Here is a 17,348-nt window from a genome sequence, read left to right on the forward strand (position 1 = left end):
TAATGTCCATGATCCGTTGTGTGTTCAGTTTTATATTTTACACCCTCAATACACTTTTTTGGTTTGTGCCCATCTTTATTTGTGGCGTGATTAAACTGATCCCAATTAAGCCTCTGCAAAAATTAATGAGTTGGATTGCTAAGCAATGCGCCACTATGTGGGTGAGTTGCAATAACATCAACCAAAACATATTTGCTTCATATAAGCTGAACGTAACAGGTCTTGAGCAACTAAAAGCGAAAGACTGGTACTTGGTGATCGCAAATCATCAAAGCTGGGTAGATATTGTTGTAATGCAACGCGTATTTAATCGTCGTATTCCGTTTTTAAACTTTTTCTTGAAGAAAGAGCTAATCTACGTTCCTTTTTTAGGCCTTGCTTGGTGGGCGTTGGATTTCCCATTTATGACTCGCACGAGTAAAGCCCAGTTAAAGAAAAACCCTAAATTGCGTGGTAAAGACTTAGAAACCACGCGTAAAGCCTGTGAAAAGTTTAAAGAAATGCCAGTGAGCATCGTTAACTTTGTTGAAGGTACGCGTTTTACAGAGCAAAAACACTCACGCCAAAACAGCCCTTTTGAACACTTATTAAAGCCAAAAGCAGGTGGGGTTGCGTTTGTTATGCAAGCAATGGGTGAGCAAATTTCAAAAGTGGTTAATGTCACTATTCATTACCCGGATGGTATTCCTAGCTTTGTGGACTTCGCCAGTGGTCGTGTAAAACAGGTCGAAGTGCGAGTCGAGGTGATGGAAGTAAGCCCTAATTTAATCGGTGATTACACCGGTGATGCAGAGTTTAGAGTTAACTTTCAAGCTGAGTTAAATCGCATTTGGAATGAAAAAAATCAGCAACTAGCCGAGTTAGAAGCAAAATCGCAGTAGAATTGCTTATGCAGTCGAGAGCACACATATGTTAAAGAAATTTTTACCTAATTGGTTAACAGGCGTTCTAGTGAGCATTGTCTTGTTTGCTAATGTAATTATCTGGGGCACGCTTGTGCTGCTCCTTGGTGTGCTTAAATTATTACTGCCATTTAAAGTGGTTAGCGATATTCTTCATGTGGCTTATCGCGGTTGGTGTAAGGGGAATCGTTTAGCTCTGTGGCTAGGTTGCCCTACAATTGATGTTGATATTAAAGGCAAAGTCAGCACAGATGGTTGGTACTTACTTATCTCTAATCATATGAGCTGGCTAGATATTGTTGTTTTAAGTGCGATTGATGTTTTACCTGCGCCAAAGTTCTTCCTAAAAGATGAATTAAAATATGTGCCATTTATTGGCACCGGCGCGTGGGCGATGGGCATGCCTTTTATGAAGCGTGTTAGCAAAGCGCAGCTGGCAAAAAATCCTAAGCTGAAAGGACTCGATGTAGAGCGTACCAAACGCAGTTGTCGCGACTTTCGTAATCATCCAACTACCATTATCAACTTTGTTGAAGGCACACGCTTTACGTGCCAAAAACACAAAAAGCAAAACAGCCCGTTCACTTACCTTTTAAAGCCTAAAGCGGGCGGTATTGCATTTGCTCTTGAGGTGTTAGGTGAGCAGTTTGATGCATTATTAAATACCTCGATTATTTACCAAGGCGAAGGCGACCATATTTGTCGTAATCTGATGCGTGGTCGTCTCAACGTGATCAAAGTTGAAATGCATGTACAAGCAATTAGCGCAGAGATGATTGGTGATTATCAGCATGACCGTGCATTTAGAACGGCTTTTCAGCAACATATTAATGAGTTATGGTTGCAAAAAGATGCTCAGCTACTAACTTATCATCAAACCCAGCAAGCTGAATACCTTGCTACCATCAATAAAGAGGTTGAAGCGCCATGAAGCAAACTCACCTGCAAGAGTTGGTGATGCCTTGGTTTGAATCAATGCCCGACGCGACGCTAATAAGCGCATTAACGGCTACAGCGATTGGTGTTGGCTCATTACTAATAATCTATATGTTTACCCGCCGCTTATTACTGCCGGGCATTCAAAAGGTTGTTACACGTTTATCTCCTGAGCGCATCGGTGCGCTAACACCCATGCTCAATAAACTAAACCGCCGTTTCGCGGGGATATTGTGCTGCGTACTGTATTTAGCAACCTTCGATTATGTTTATCCTGTTCATGATGTCGCTGCGTTAGTACTAAAAACGGTGGGGCAAGTTGCGCTGATCATTTATGGTGGCTTCATTTTAAGTAGTGTCGTGAGCATTGCTGGTGGCATCTATAACCAACTTGATTTTGCCCGTGATATTCCGATTCAGGGTTTGATCCAAGTTGTAAAACTTATCACCTTTATGGTTTGCGCCATCCTTATTGTGAGTATTTTGCTAGAAAAGTCACCAACTTATATTTTGTCTGGCTTTGGTGCGATAGCGGCGGTGACTTTACTCGTATTTAAAGACACCATTTTGGGTTTTGTTGCCAGTATTCAAATTGCAGCTAATCGTTTAGTGACCTATGGCGATTGGATCCAAGTCGACAGCTATGGTGCCGATGGTGAGGTGATTGACCTGGGTTTAAACACGGTAAAAGTACGCAACTGGGATAACACTATCACAACTATTCCAACCTACATGTTAGTTGCTGGGTCATTTAAGAACTGGCGTGGAATGCAAGAGTCGGGTGGTCGCCGTATCAAACGTTCTTTAAACATTGATATGAATAGTATTCGTTTGGTTGATGATGCGTTTCGTGAGCAAATAAATGCTGCTATTCCATTGCATGACTATATCAAAGTAACGGCTTTGCCTGATCCAGTTACTAATCTAGGTTTATTTCGCCGCTATGCCGAAGGTTACTTAAAACAACACGAAAAAATTAATCGTGATTTAACCCTAATGGTACGTGAGCTACAACCAATCAATCATGGTTTACCCATTGAGTTTTATTGCTTTAGTGAAGATAAACGCTGGATCTCATACGAGCATTTGCAAGCAGAGATCATGGATCATCTTCTTGCCGTGTTGCCAATTTTTGCGCTTCGACCTTATCAAAGTGTCACTGGGCAGTTAACGGCTAGTGAGCCTCAAATAGGCTTAAAACCGAGTATCAAGGTAACGAATCCGCCCCGCGAAAAAGCTTAAAGCTGAGCAATCAGTAAGCTAATTGCAATGAAACCTAACAATAGCCACCAAATAGGTGGCTTTGCCATTCTTAGCCACGTAAATGCTGCAATGACTAAAGCAACTTGCCATAGATTTTGCACTGCTGATTGCCAAATAGGTGAATAAAGAGCAGCGGCTAAAAAGCCCACCACGGCCGCATTTAACGCTGCAATGCTGCCCGCAAAGCGAGGTTTATCCGCCAATTGTAGCCAGCTTTTCATAAACGCTAACATCAACAAAAATCCCGGTAAGAAGATAAGTGCCGTAGCGACAATTGCACCTATAAGTGGCGTATTTGGCGACACTTGTGCACCTAAGTATGTGGCGATTGTGAACATTGGCCCAGGTATGGCTTGAGCACTGGCATAGGCAGATAAAAACTGCTCAGTGTCAAGACTCGGCACACCCGCTTGTAAAACGGGTAATACAACGTGGCCGCCACCAAAAACCATAGCACCAGTTTGGTAAAATGGGGCAAACACAGAAAACCATTCACCCAAAGGTAAAAAGCTAATTAGTAACAAGGTGGTAAATAAACCAAGCGGTACCCAAGCGACTGTTAATGGTTTATGTTCTTGGTTCTCTGGCAGTTTAAGCTGAGGATAAAACCAGCCCAAGGTTGCTGCAACAATGAGTACGAGAATCTGGCTTGATAGCTCTGAGAACACAATGAGTGCAATCGTGCTCAATACCGCGATAAGCTTGTGTAAATGGTTTTTGCAAAAGCTCATTGCCATGCTGTAGGTTGCATCAGCAACAATGACCACAGCAAAGAGTTTAAGCCCGGCAATCACTGCAAAGTAAATATCACCAAATTGGTGAGCACTGAGAGCTAGAAAAAACATAATCAAAAATGAGGGCAGGGTAAAACCAATAAAAGCACATAGGCCGCCTAAAATGCCCCCTTTTTCAACCCCCATCGCAAAACTAACTTGGCTCGAACCAGGCCCTGGTAATGCTTGGCTTAGGCTAATCAATTGCGCATAGCGCTCAGCACTAAGCCATTTTAAGTTATCAACAAAGTAGCGCTTAAAATAACCAAGGTGTGCCGCAGGACCGCCAAAACTCATACAGCCTAATAAAAAGAATTGCTTAAAGATAACGAGTAACATTGCTTTGCCGTTAATGGGTGATTGTTTCTATTATGACAAAATTGTATGACATTTTTGTGGTTTTTATGACACAAGCGCGACTACAATATATGTAACGAGTGAACGTAGTCATGAGTATCACTATGAAATTGTATTTTACAAGTTTATTGTTATTACTTTGCAGCAGCTTTGCACTTGCAACCACGTTTGAAAAGGTTGTGGTGGCGGTTGATCATGCGCCTCCTTATGGCATGGTCTCTGAAGATGGTAAAGTCAGTGGCGCAATAGTTGATATTATGCGCGAAATACAGCGTACTCTGCCAATCAAGCTTGAATACGTCGCTTGCCCGTTTTCTCGTTGTTTAAAAATGCTCGAGCAAAATGAGCTAGATGTAATGGGCGGGCTTATTCGCACAGAAGCGCGTGAGCAAAAAATGCAATTTCTTACTCCGCCGTACATGATGCTGTCATCTTCTTTTGTGTTTTATGCCAGAGCTGACAGCGGACTTGAAATCAACAACTATCAAGACTTAATTGGTAAGCGCATTGCGGTAATGCGAGGCGCTGCGCATTTTCCTCGTTTCGATAATGATAAAACACTCACTAAAGTTGAAGCGTTAAGCGAGCATAATGCTTTTGATATGTTGTTAAAAAGCCGTGTTGAGCTGGTAATTGCTGTTGAAACCACAGCTGATCACGCCTCTGTATTTTTGCAGCGACCTTCACAAGAAATCGTAAAAATGCCTTATCGCTATAAAGATGTTATTTATGGCCACATTGCTTTAAGTAAACAGTTTGCACGCTCAGATCTGGCAGATAAAATTCAAGACCGCCTCAATACATTAGTTCTCAATGGCCGTTTAACCGAGCTGGTTAAAGGGTATAACTTACCTCCGGTTACTGCTGTAGCACTTGATAAGTAATCTTTTCTTCATCGCTTGTTCATAGAAACTGATTCATAATTGTAAACAATTCAATTTGAATAATTGCCATGGAGAGACACATGACTTTTACAAAATCAGTTTTAACAGTGGGCGTTTTAGCCGTTCTTTTAACAGGTTGTGAGACAACTAATACAGGTAAAGGCGCAGCGATTGGTGCTGCAACAGGTGCCGTGCTAGGTAAAGCAACTGGCGACCACGACGATAAACGTATCTTTATTGGTGCGGCTATTGGTGCATTAGCGGGTGCCGCTGTTGGTGATTATATGGATAAGCAAGAAGAAGCATTTCGCGATGAGCTAGCAGGTTCAGGTGTTGAAGTGGTTCGTGAAGGCGACAATATTCGTTTAGTCATGCCATCTAACATTACCTTTGCAACTGACCAATCTTATATTTCGTCGGGTTTTCACAGTACCCTAGACGCGATTGCGAAGGTGATGAACAAATACGAAAAAACCTACTTAAGCGTTGAAGGTCATACCGATAGCACAGGTAAAGATAGCTACAATATGACGTTATCTCAACAACGTGCGCAAAGCGTAAAAGATTACTTAGTTAATCATCAAATAATGTCTGCACGTATCAGCACGCAAGGCTATGGCGAAACACGTCCTGTGGCGAGCAATGACTCAGCAAATGGTCGAGCTTTAAACCGCCGCGTAGAAATTCAAATCGTACCGAATACACAAGGTTAGATATTACATCTAGATTTGTGGTCAGGTTTGATATGCCCTTTCAAACCTGACATTTCTCTTCTTAATCTCGATTAAACTGTAGTTCGCACAATTGTTTATACAATGGATTAGTTTCAAACAATTGCTGATGCGTACCCGTTGCAATAATTTCTCCTTTATCCATCACAACAATCACATCGGCGTGTTTAACCGTTGCTAAACGATGGGCAATGATCAGTGTTGTTCTGTCTTTCATCAGATGCTCAAGGGCTGCTTGTACATGAAACTCACTTTGTGCGTCGAGTGCACTGGTTGCTTCATCAAGCAACAAAATTGCAGGATCTTTTAATATTGCGCGCGCTAGCACTATGCGTTGTTTTTGCCCACCTGAAAGCCTAACACCTTGCTCCCCTAAAAAGCTGTGATAACCATCAGGGAGTTGATTAATAAACTCATCAGCATGGGCATATTTGGCCGCCGCATATACTTGCTCGTCGCTGGCGCTTGGGTTGCCATAACGTATGTTATGCATTACGTCTGAGCTAAATAAAATTGGGTTTTGTGCCACCATCCCCATTTGCTGGCGTAAGCAATCAAGAGAGAGTGCTTTTATGTTTATTCCTGCCAGCGAAATACTCCCAGAGCTTGGGTCATAAAAGCGCTGCAGTAATTCAAACAACGTTGTTTTACCAGCGCCTGACGGGCCAACAATCGCAACAGTTTGCCCTTGTTTTACTTGTAAATTAAGCGCATTTAAAGCGGCTTTATCTGGCCTTGAAGGGTAATGAAAAGACACTTCATTAAACTCGATAGCAGGGTGATTAAGTTTGTTTTCCTCAAGTTGTGCATCATGATTTGTATCTGGACTTTTTATCATGCTTTCAACGGCGAGTAGTTCTAATAATCGTGCAGCTGCACCTGCTGCTCTTTGTAACTCACCGTACACTTCGGCAACCGTTGCTACAGACATCGCCACCATAATTGCATAGAACACAAAAGCACCGAGCTCACCACCAGTCATGGTGCCAGCTAATACGTCGCTGCCACCGACCCACAGCATCACGCTAATAGCACTAAAGGTCAGAAATATAACCGCTGCAATCAAAAACGAGCGCTGTTTGATACGCCTCTTCGCGACTTGAAACGCTTTGTTGGTTTCTTCGCTAAATGCTGCTTTTTCACGTTCTTCGTGACTATAACTTTGCACGACTTTGATATTTTGAATGATCTCACCGGCATAGGTACTGATATCGGCAATGGCATCTTGGCTGGAGCTTGCCAGCTTTCTCACTTTTCGGCCAAAAATCATCATCGGCAGTAGTACCACAGGTACGCAGGCAACAACCACAAGGGTTAGCTTTAGGTTGGTGATAAGTAGCATTGCCAAACCACCAATTAGCATTAAGCTACTGCGTAATGCCATCGAAAAAGAGGAGCCAATGATAGATTGCAACAAGGTGGTGTCGGTGGTCAGGCGCGACATCAGCTCGCCGCTGCGGTTTTCTTCAAAGTAGCTCGGGTGTAATGTAACGATGCGATCAAACACGGCTTTACGGATATCGTTACTGACTCGCTCACCAATCCACGACATTAAATAAAAGCGACAAAAAGTACCTACTGCTAATAAGCTAATCAAACCAATCAACACCATCACCGCTTGTTGAAGCTGAGCTTGCGAGCCTGCAATAAAGCCATGGTCGATAACAAATTTAACGCCTTGTCCGAGTGATAAGTTAACACCGGCCGTAAGCAACAAGGCGCCAAGGGCTGCAAACACCACCCATTTATAAGGTTTTATAAAAGCTAAAATCGGTAACAGGCTACTAAATGCGGCCTTTTCTTTGTTGTTAGACATGCTAGATTCTTGTTGGTGAATAGGGTATAGATATGGTTATCAATGCTCTAAAATTCAACAGTTATTAAGGGATTAGTATGGAATCTACAACGATCAGTGGTCAATTCACCGTAAAATTAAACCCAATTGGTGGCTATGCAACAGGTAAAGATGGCGTAAATTTAGGACGCATGTCGATTGATAAACAGTTTTCAGGTCCTTTAGAAGCAACAAGCCAAGGCGAAATGCTCAGTGCCATAACTGCAACTCAAGGTAGTGCAGGTTATGTAGCGATAGAACAAGTTGTTGGTAGTTTAGAAGGTAAACAAGGCAGTTTTGTGCTGCAACATTTTGGCACCATGGATAAAGGTGCTGACCGATTGATTTTAGAAGTGGTGCCAGACTCAGGCGCAGGAGAGCTTGAAGGTCTTTCTGGTAAAATGGCAATTCGAATTGAATCGGGTATTCATCATTATGACTTTGAATACCAACTGATGGACTAACATGCAAAAAGTAGTTGAGTTTAAAAAGAAGCGCTTTTTCGGCGGCATCGATATTGATGCATTAAATCAACGGGTGTTCGAATTAGGCCAAGCTGGTTGGCAAGTGAAAACAATCACCACTGCCACTGGGGTTTATGGTCAGATAACATCCGTTTTATTACTAATCGAGAATAACGAATAATGACACTAACTGAGTGGTTGAGTTTAGTTTTAATTTGCGTGATGGGGGCAATGTCGCCGGGGCCGAGTTTAGCTGTGGTTTTAAAACACAGTTTACATGGCGGTATGAAGAACGGCATGTTGGCGGCGTTAAGCCATGGTATTGGGGTTGGTTTTTATGCGTGTGCCTCGTTACTAGGTTTAGGTGCGCTGATGACTCAGTTACCAACGCTTTATCAAGTGCTGGTCTATGGCGGTGCAGCCTATCTCGCATATTTGGGTATTCGTATTCTGTTAGCTAAACCCAGCTCGCAAACACTGAATGTTGAGCAAACTAAGCCGAGCCCTCGCAGCGCGCTGCAAGACGGCTTTGCCATTGCCTTTTTAAATCCAAAACTAGCGGTGTTCTTTTTAGCGCTGTTTTCGCAATTTATTGACCCTGAGAACCTGACTTTGCAAGTTGGGTTAATCATGTGTTTAACGGTATTTGTGCTTGATACAGGCTGGTATCTACTTGTTGCACTGTTAACCGACATATCAAAAAAGCGTTTTGGCTTTACCAAGACGAATCCATGGCTCGAAAAATTGCTAGGGGTGATCTTTATTGCCTTAGCTGTTCGCGTCGTTATTACCCTATAAATCCCTCTATATTGCGATTCCATCACTAATAAAAAAGGGTTGTGATCGCTGCTCTCCCCAGCAAGCTCCTATTGCATACGTATTCATCACACAATATTTACCTTTTGGTTACACTTTATTGGTTGTTTTTTTGACAACAACAATAACCACAAATACAACACCTCCAACGACAACAGGGTGGAAATCCAATGGGGAAATTCAAGCTAAGTGCGCTTATGCTAGCTTTAGTAGCGGCAAACAGTGCAATGGCGGCGACGGAAGAAGAACGCACATCAGCAAAGGAAATCGATCCTGAGCTTGAAGTAATCGAAGTGCGCGGCTTTAGTCGCAGCTTAATTCAATCATTAAATCAAAAACGCTTTAGCGACACTGTCTCTGAGCAACTTTCAGCCGATGATTTAGGGGCATTACCTGATGTATCTATGGCTGATGCATTAACACGTCTACCGGGGATCTCGGCGGTACGTACCGGTGGTCAAGCTGCCGAAATCAACATTCGCGGTTTATCTGGTGGCTTTGTTTTTTCGACATTAAATGGTCGTGAGCAAGTATCTACCAGTGGTAGCCGTAGTATTGAGTTTGACCAATATCCGTCTGAGTTAATCAGCTCAGCGGCGGTCTTCAAGTCGCCTAAGGCATCGCTCATTGAAGGGGGCGTCGCGGGTACAGTCGAGCTACAAACAGCAAGCCCTTTGGATAATGATCAGCAACACAAATTTACCGCGAATGTGCGCGGTATGTATAACGACCGTGCCTCAGAGGTATTTGATGCCACCGAATATGGCGACCGTATTAGTTTTTCTTACCAAGGCAAGTTTCTTGACGATACGCTAGGTGTCGCACTAGGTTACGCGCGCTTATTCCAGCCGAGTGTGGCGACGCAATTTATCGGTTTTGCTTATAACGGTAATAAAGATGTTGATGGGCTGGCCAATGATACCGATGGCCCAGCTGATAACCCTGCTAATGAATACATCAGTGAAGGGTTTGAGCTTCAGCATTTAGGTGGTGAAGAAACCCGTAATGGTTATTTAACCTCAATTGAATGGGCGCCAACCGATAACTTTAAACTAAAAGGGGATGCGTTTTTATCGCGTTTTGATAGCGAATCATTTGCCCGTGGTTTTCGGGTTAAGTTTGGTGGTCCGTCTGCGGTGTATGCTAATCCAGTACTTGACGGTAATGCGGTGATTGGTGGTGCGATTAACCGCACATCAAATAGCTTTACCCGTGTTGAAATCGTTAATGATGATAACCAAGACTTTGATGAAGTAGACAGCTACGGCATTAATGCCGATTGGCAAATTACTGAGCGTTTGAACGTCAATGCTGATGTGTCGCTATCACGTGCGAAGAGTAATTTCCGTAATGGTTTACTTTGGGCATTGGTAGCAGAAGATGCTACCGTTGAGAACCCAGTGTTCGATACCAATGTATCGCTTAACTATCAATTGAACGGCTTAAATTTGCCTGATGTCGGCTTTAACCAAGCAGACGCATTTAGCGATATTGACCGAGTTATGGTGAGTAAATACGGTATTTATCCGTATGAAAATGAAGATGAAGTAAAAGCATTTCGACTCGATTTTAAATATGAGTTAGAGAATAACTGGTTTAGCTCAATTGAATTTGGTGCTCGTTATTCAGACCGTGAGTACAGCAATAATCGCTCTGTATTTGAATACGGTAACGACGGTGCATTCTCCTCGACTCAACCACCGCTTCGTCTTACTGATGACATGACTACAGTAGTCGATTGGCAAGGCGAGTTTAGCTATTTCCCATCATATTTAGCGATAGATTTAGATAAAGCACTCAACGCATGGTTCCCAAATGGTATTCCGCAACCAGTACAAACCTGGGGTAATGCCGATGGTGTTGTTGACTTAGATGGTGATGGTGAGCCAGATGCACAAGGCTATACCACTAACTACTCATGGACCATGTTACAAAGTGGTTCAGTGTATGAAGAAGTGGTGTCAGCCTATCTGATGCTTAATATTGATACCGAAATTGGCAAGCTGCCAGTCACAGGTAATATTGGTATTCGCCGAGTAGACACCGATCAGTCTGCGACGGTACTCGAAAACGTCGGTGGCAATCCACAACTCGGTGCGCAATATATTGTCGATGACAATGGCATTGTTAACGACCTTTATGCACCAAGCGTGTTAGGCATTAAATACACTGATTACCTGCCTTCATTAAACCTGAACTTTAAAGTCAGTGACGCGACACAAATTCGTTTTGCTGCGGCAAAAGTGATGGCACGTGCTCCGATTAACCGTTTAGCGGGTGATGCCAGTGCATCGGTTAACAATGACGGCGAAATTAACGGTTCAAGTACTAATAACCCATTCTTAAAACCTTTCTATGCTGATCAATACGATATCTCCTACGAGCAATACTTTGAAGACACCGATGGTGCACTGGTAGTTGCTGCGTTTTATAAGAATATCGACTCATTCATAGATACGGTAGCTATAGAGAACTTTGATTTTAAGGGTAATGGTTTTAACGTACCAGAATACATTGTTGACCCTGTCAGTGGTGAGCAAATCGAAACCACAAATGGTGTGTACACCACTGCGGTTAACAATGCCAAAGGCGGTTATATTCGCGGTATTGAGCTTGCCTATACGCAAGTTTTCTCTTTCTTACCCTCACCGTTTGAAGGCCTAGGTATTAACGCCAGTTACTCGTATACCGAGAGTGAGGTGCAATCTATTACCGATTTAGGTGGTGATTCTGTATCGCAAGACTTGCCTGGCCTGTCAAATAATGTCTTTAACGGCACTCTTTTTTACAGCTATGAAAACTTTGAAACACGTTTGAATGTGCGTTATCGCGATGATTTCGTTTCAGAGCAAGTTGCTGTCAATGAGCAAGTGGTGAACTTTGATGCGGAAACAGTTATCGATTTCCAAACATCGTATCAGTTCACAGATTCATTCGGCATGTTATTACAAGTGAATAACTTAACTGATGAACCTACACAAAGCTACTTTGGAACAACCAGTAAAACAGGCACCACGCAATTCTTTGGTCGTCAGTTTTATCTAGGTTTTACCTATAACCATTGATCAGTAAGCTGGAGATAATAATATGAAAATAATAGCTAATTTTAGCCGCTTACTGATTGCATGTAGCATGGTATTGCTAGCAGCATGTGGTGGTGGCGCAAGTAACGATATAGATTCTGGGCAAGTTTTATTGACCTGTAGTGTCCCGCAAGTTCCCAATGAAGCGGGGACTGAATGTGTTGATCCACCACCGATTAGTTGTCCGGCACCAACGGTACCCGATGAGAATAATGAGAGCTGCGTAGTAGGCGCTGATCCCACTTTGCCTGATCCTGTGGTTTTCCCTGCAGATGACGAAGCCATCTTATTCTATAACCGCACCAGTGATGATGCCTACGAAGGCTATCGATTACACTCATGGAATAACGATGACTGTGATGCGTACGCAGCGCCGTTTGATGCCACTGATTGGGCAAATGGTCATGAATACGATGGTATTGATCCTAACTATGGCGCGTACTGGATTGTAAAACTAAAAGAGGGTTACAACGAGTGTGCTAACTTTATCGTGCATATTGGCACAGAAGGGTCTGGCAAAGCGTTTGGTGATGTCGATTTAAAAATGCCATTGATGCAGGACGATGAAAAGTTCCAACGTATGAACTTTACCATTCATGGTGAACCATCAGTATTTGAATATCCAATTATAAGCTTAGGTGAGCGTCCAGTGAGTATTTCTGGTGCCTCAGCGCATTGGATTGATTTATCTACTGTGATTTATCAGCCAAGTAATGAGCTGACAAGTATCATTAAATTACACTCTTCAAGCAGTGCTGATTTAGCTGTCGATGAAGATACCGGTGAGCTAAATGGTCAAGTGGTTGAGCTTACATCGACATCTTTAAGCGATGAGCAAATCGCTAAAGTACCACACCTTGCTGGATGGAATGCGTACCAAGGTAGCTGGGATGCAGCCGCTGCAAAAGAGCTTATTAAACAACAATTAGTTGTTGCGGGCTATGATGCTGATGGCAAGCTAACAGAAGCCACTTATGTGCAAACCGCTAAAGCCCTTGATGACTTATACACCAGTGGCGAAAGTGACGCTAATGAAGCACAACTAGGTGTGCATTACGCCAATAATGGTATTGATGTGTCGGTATGGGCACCGACTGCAAGCAATATGAAATTAGCGCTTTATGATGCTAATAAAACAGAGCTTGAACAACTTGCTATGACCTTTGATAGCGCAACGGGTATTTGGTCTAGCAATGTCGATATCAGTCACGATCGCCATTACTACCGTTTCATGTTTGATGTTTATCATCCGACGACTAAGAAAATTGAAAGCTTATGGAGCACAGATCCTTATTCATTAAACGTTTCAACCAATGGTTTATATAGCCAACTAATTAACCTTGATGATGAAGATACTAAACCGACTGGCTGGGATGAGCGTATGGTGCCAACGATTGATTACCCTGAGCAAGCGGTAATTTATGAAGGTCATGTGCGTGATTTTAGTGTGCGTGATGAAACAGTCAGTGAAGCAAACCGTGGTAAGTATCTTGCGTTTACTGAGCTTGATAGCGCACCAATGCAACATCTTAAAAAGCTAGCAGATAATGGTTTAACCCATTTCCATTTACTGCCACTGACAGATATTGGCACCATAGATGAAGATGCCAGTCAGCGTGTTGATATCACTGCGACCTTAGGTGATTTATGTAGCCGCATTGACGATGATGCCGATGCATGTAAAACCGAAGATAAGAGTGCATTGATAGTTGATTTAATGGCGTCTTACCTACCTGGCTCTGATGATGCTCAAGCACTTGCCAATGCAATACGTGGTGTTGATAGTTTTAACTGGGGTTATGATCCGCATCATTTTATTGCGCCTGAAGGCTCTTACGCTTCATCGCCTGAAGGTATTGCACGAGTCAAAGAAACGCGTGCGATGATCCAGTCTTTACAAGAAATTGGTTTACGTGTCGTGCTTGATGTTGTTTACAACCACACGACCTCATCAGGTGTTTGGGATAAATCAGTCTTCGATAAACTGGTACCAGGTTACTACCACAGATATAACGAAACATCAGGCGTAATGGAACGCTCAACATGTTGTGAGAATACAGCAACAGAACATGTCATGATGGACAAGTTCGTCACTGATTCTATGGTGATATTAGCCCGCGACTTTGGTTACGATAGCTTCCGCTTTGATGTGATGGGGCATATGCCAAAAGCATCAATTATGACCGCGCTTAGTGCAGTGCAAGCAGTTGACCCTGATACTTACTTCTATGGTGAAGGGTGGAACTTTGAGGAAGTCGCTGATAACCGTTTATTTGTTCAAGCTAAACAAATGGATATGGCTGGCACTGAAGTAGGCACCTTTAATGATCGTATTCGTGAAGCGGTTCGTGGTGGTGCGTTCTTTAGCAATAGTGCCACAGATGGTAATTTATCTGAGCAAGATACGTTGCGTTTATCACTGGCAGGTAACTTACAAAACTACATTCTTAAAGACTTTAAAGGTAATTCAGCAAAAGGTAGCAGCTTTAGCTGGAGAGGTCAGCCAGCGGCTTACGCCCTTGACCCGGCTGACAGCATTAACTATGTCTCTAAGCATGATAACGAAACACTTTGGGATCAGCTGCAATATAAACATGGCACTAACTTAAGTATTGAAGAGCGTGTGCGTGTTCACAATATGGCTTTAGCTATGCCGCTGATGAGCCAAGGTATTCCATTTATGCAAATGGGTGCTGATATGCTGCGTTCTAAATCGATGGATCGTAACAGTTATGATTCTGGTGATTGGTTCAACTTTGTTGATTTCAGTAAAGAAACCAACAACTGGAATGTAGGTTTACCGCCTGCGCAAGATAACCAAGCGAAGTGGGGCGAAATCGCACCTATTTCAGCAAATACGAATGCGCAAGCGATGGCTAGCGACATTGAGTACGCAAGTAATGTATTTACTGAGTTCTTAGCAATTCGTAGTGCCAGCCCATTATTTAGCTTAACCACAGAGCAAGGCATCTTAGACCGCGTTGGCTTTCACAATATTGGTAAGCGTCAACAGCAAGGCTTAGTCGTGATGAGTATCGATGATGGTGTTGGTTTGACTGATCTAGATAGCCAATACGATGCCATTGTCGTGGTGATGAACGGCACTGAGCAAAGCTTATCGCATACAGTATCAACGGCTGCGGGTTTTGAGCTTCATCCTGTTTTAAAAGCAAGTGTTGACTCAAGTATGTCAGCGGCAAGCTTTATAGCTGGTGAGGGCGAAGGTACCTTTAATGTTCCGCCATATACTGTTGCTGTGTTTGTGAAACCACAAGGTGATGCTCAAGGCGAAGGCCTAAGTGCCGATGCGACTGTGGGGGCGCCTGATATTGTGCCATTTGGTAGCACAACAGTTTATGTTCGTGGCTCGTTAAACGACTGGGGTACGGCAAATAGCTTTGAATATGTGGGTAATGGCGAGTACAAAATTGCGATTCCTCTAACCGCAGGCAGCTATGAGTTTAAAGTAGCTTCTGAAGATTGGTCTACTGTTGATTTTGGTGCGCTTTCTGCCGATGTTGCTGAAGTGATCGAAGGTGAAGATGAGCCGCTAACACGCAGTGGTGCCAATATGACCTTTACGGCGGCAATGGATGCTGTTTATGTATTCTCATTCGATGCCACAGACACTGACAACCCAGTGCTTAACGTCTACAACGAAGAGCCATTTGTTGGCACGCCAATTTATGTGCGCGGTGACTTCAATAGTTGGGATACCAGTGATGAATTAATGTACCAAGGGAAAGGTGTTTATACTTTCACTAAACAATTAACTACAGGTAGTTATAGCTTTAAGTTTGCTTCAAGTGATTGGAATACCGTCGATTATGGCTCAGGTGAAAGTAGCTCAGCAGTAACTGTAGGTACAGAGAAATTACTCGCAGTAAAAGGTTCAAACATAACCATTGATATTGCCAGCGATGGTCAATATCAGTTTGTGTTTGATGCTAGTAACCTTGAAGAGCCACTCATGACCGTATTTAATGCAGAAATGTTTGGGGACACTCAAGTCTATTTGCGAGGCAGCATGAATAATTGGGATCCAGTGGATCCGTTAATTTATACTGGCGATGCTTTATATAGTACGACACTGGCACTTGAAGTGGGAGAATATGGATTCAAAGTCGCTTCAAGCGACTGGAACACCATAAATTATGGTGGTAGTGGTGATTCACCCATCGCTATTATTGGTGAAGCGACCTTATTAGAAGCCGTTGGCGCCAATATCGCCCTGAGTATTGCAGCTGCTGGCGATTATCGTTTTACAGTGCAAGGACCTGATCTGAGTAAATTAACAGTGACGGTTGAAGCAGTGGAATAGCTTTCCCTGCAGTACTCTTAAGCCGGGCTTTTGCTCGGCTTTTTTTGTGTTTAATGAAAAGTTTGTATATTGTCATAACTCTCTATCAAGGAGCCTATGATGACAGAAACCAGTTTATTGAGTGCCAGCTTTGATCCAAAAGTAAAACAGTATTGGTTATTACTGGGTATTTTTACCTGTGTGATTAGTATGGTAGGTATCCCTTTCATTCCCATTGTTGCGTTAATAATCTGGCTGGTGGCAGGGCGTATTTTGGCGGCGATGTCAGCCACGTTGTTAACACGTAAGTTAGTGGTAAAACGCGGTGTCTTCTTTAAAGAAGAGAAATCGATCCCACTTGAAAAAATAACCGATGTGGCACTTAGCCAAGGCCCTTTGATGCGTCAATTTGGACTTTATCGACTGAGCTTTGAAACGGCAGGTCAATCAGGGCAAGGGGCACTAGTATCATTGCTCGGAGTGGTTGATGCAGAGGCGTTTCGCGAAGCAATCTTAAAGCAAAAAGATGAGATGACTCAAAGCAGCAGTGCAAAACCTGAGCATCAAGCTGAAGATAGTCAGTTAGAACTGCTGCGTTCACTTACTTATAGCGTAAAAAACATTGAGCAAATGTTAGTTACGCTATTAGATGAAAAGCGTTAGAAAACCTGACAGATTTGTTCTGCATTACAGGTGATTACTGTGACATTTTCGTAGCCAACACGAGTCAGTGCTTCGGCACTCAGTGTGGCACGGGCACTACTTGCACAGTGTAAGTAAATGGGTCTTGCAGGATCTTTTTCAATTTCCATTAATTTCATTTCAAGTACACCGCGTGGGATATTAATGGCACCTGTTGCTGCTTTAGTTGCGTGTTCAGCAGGCTCACGTACGTCTATTAATAAACCATGGTTTTCGCTTAACTCTTGTTTTGCTTGGTCAGCGCTAATGCGGCGCTGGTTTGGGGCAACAATTTTCATTAAGTCAGGAATTGGTGTCAGCATA

The 17,348-nt window shown here is 43.0% G+C and carries 14 protein-coding genes; 11 read left to right on the forward strand and 3 right to left on the reverse strand.

What is annotated here, in order from left to right; translation table 11 throughout:
* Nucleotides 1-2: 2 nt before the first annotated feature.
* Genes C2M25_RS19825 through C2M25_RS19835 form a run of 3 tightly spaced genes read left to right on the forward strand, consistent with a single transcriptional unit; the run spans nucleotide 3 to nucleotide 3,080 of the window.
* A complete protein-coding gene (locus C2M25_RS19825; protein ID WP_063702395.1) occupies nucleotides 3-881 on the forward strand; it encodes an acyltransferase in 879 nt (292 codons plus the stop codon).
* A gap of 28 nt (nucleotides 882-909) precedes the next feature.
* Nucleotides 910-1,833 carry an acetyltransferase gene (locus tag C2M25_RS19830; protein ID WP_063702393.1) on the forward strand — a complete coding sequence of 308 codons (924 nt, stop codon included), beginning with the start codon at nucleotides 910-912 and terminating at the stop codon, nucleotides 1,831-1,833.
* Nucleotides 1,830-3,080, forward strand: a complete 1,251-nt coding sequence (locus C2M25_RS19835; RefSeq protein ID WP_063702391.1) for a mechanosensitive ion channel family protein — start codon at nucleotides 1,830-1,832, stop codon at nucleotides 3,078-3,080. Before C2M25_RS19830 ends, C2M25_RS19835 begins: the two co-directional genes overlap by 4 nt.
* Here the strand turns inward: C2M25_RS19835 and chrA are convergent.
* The gene (gene chrA / locus C2M25_RS19840; RefSeq protein ID WP_063702389.1) at nucleotides 3,077-4,213 is read right to left on the reverse strand and encodes a chromate efflux transporter; all 1,137 of its coding nucleotides are present in this window, start codon (nucleotides 4,211-4,213) and stop codon (nucleotides 3,077-3,079) included. The two genes, C2M25_RS19835 and chrA, sit on opposite strands and share 4 nt — an antisense overlap.
* Before the next feature lie 122 nt (nucleotides 4,214-4,335).
* Between chrA and C2M25_RS19845 the strand changes: the two genes are divergently transcribed.
* Both C2M25_RS19845 and C2M25_RS19850 read left to right on the forward strand, forming a co-directional pair.
* On the forward strand, nucleotides 4,336-5,115 hold the full coding sequence (locus C2M25_RS19845) for a substrate-binding periplasmic protein (RefSeq protein ID WP_063702387.1): 780 nt from the start codon (nucleotides 4,336-4,338) through the stop codon (nucleotides 5,113-5,115).
* A gap of 80 nt (nucleotides 5,116-5,195) precedes the next feature.
* Nucleotides 5,196-5,828 carry an OmpA family protein gene (locus C2M25_RS19850; RefSeq protein WP_063702385.1) on the forward strand — a complete coding sequence of 211 codons (633 nt, stop codon included), beginning with the start codon at nucleotides 5,196-5,198 and terminating at the stop codon, nucleotides 5,826-5,828.
* Between the two features lie 61 nt (nucleotides 5,829-5,889).
* Here the strand turns inward: C2M25_RS19850 and C2M25_RS19855 are convergent, their stop codons facing one another.
* Nucleotides 5,890-7,662: an ABC transporter transmembrane domain-containing protein gene (locus C2M25_RS19855; RefSeq protein ID WP_105181964.1), complete on the reverse strand. Its 1,773-nt coding sequence runs from the start codon at nucleotides 7,660-7,662 to the stop codon at nucleotides 5,890-5,892.
* A 77-nt stretch (nucleotides 7,663-7,739) separates the two neighbouring features.
* On the opposite strand from C2M25_RS19855, the gene C2M25_RS19860 reads away from it, so the two are divergent.
* The 6 genes from C2M25_RS19860 (at nucleotide 7,740) to C2M25_RS19885 (ending at nucleotide 17,006) form a co-directional block, all read left to right on the forward strand.
* Complete coding sequence (locus C2M25_RS19860; RefSeq protein WP_063702379.1) at nucleotides 7,740-8,144, forward strand: DUF3224 domain-containing protein; 405 nt, start codon at nucleotides 7,740-7,742, stop codon at nucleotides 8,142-8,144.
* 1 nt (nucleotide 8,145) lies between these two features.
* Nucleotides 8,146-8,325, forward strand: a complete 180-nt coding sequence (locus tag C2M25_RS19865) for a DUF4177 domain-containing protein (RefSeq protein ID WP_054554414.1) — start codon at nucleotides 8,146-8,148, stop codon at nucleotides 8,323-8,325.
* Nucleotides 8,325-8,942 carry a LysE family translocator gene (locus tag C2M25_RS19870; RefSeq protein WP_063702377.1) on the forward strand — a complete coding sequence of 206 codons (618 nt, stop codon included), beginning with the start codon at nucleotides 8,325-8,327 and terminating at the stop codon, nucleotides 8,940-8,942. The genes C2M25_RS19865 and C2M25_RS19870 overlap by 1 nt, the downstream gene beginning before the upstream one ends.
* Before the next feature lie 188 nt (nucleotides 8,943-9,130).
* Entirely contained in the window at nucleotides 9,131-12,025 is a 2,895-nt protein-coding gene (locus C2M25_RS19875) for a TonB-dependent receptor (protein WP_105181965.1), read from the forward strand.
* 22 nt (nucleotides 12,026-12,047) lie between these two features.
* Nucleotides 12,048-16,364, forward strand: coding sequence for an alpha-1,6-glucosidase domain-containing protein (locus C2M25_RS19880; RefSeq protein WP_105181966.1), 4,317 nt, complete (start codon nucleotides 12,048-12,050; stop codon nucleotides 16,362-16,364).
* 99 nt (nucleotides 16,365-16,463) lie between these two features.
* Nucleotides 16,464-17,006: a PH domain-containing protein gene (locus C2M25_RS19885; protein ID WP_105174363.1), complete on the forward strand. Its 543-nt coding sequence runs from the start codon at nucleotides 16,464-16,466 to the stop codon at nucleotides 17,004-17,006.
* Here the strand turns inward: C2M25_RS19885 and C2M25_RS19890 are convergent.
* Complete coding sequence (locus C2M25_RS19890; protein WP_063702368.1) at nucleotides 17,003-17,347, reverse strand: rhodanese-like domain-containing protein; 345 nt, start codon at nucleotides 17,345-17,347, stop codon at nucleotides 17,003-17,005. The genes C2M25_RS19885 and C2M25_RS19890 overlap by 4 nt on opposite strands.
* Between the last annotated feature and the right edge of the window lies 1 nt (nucleotide 17,348).

Source organism: Pseudoalteromonas sp. T1lg21 (assembly GCF_002964625.1).
In the GTDB taxonomy this organism is placed as follows: domain Bacteria; phylum Pseudomonadota; class Gammaproteobacteria; order Enterobacterales; family Alteromonadaceae; genus Pseudoalteromonas; species Pseudoalteromonas gelatinilytica.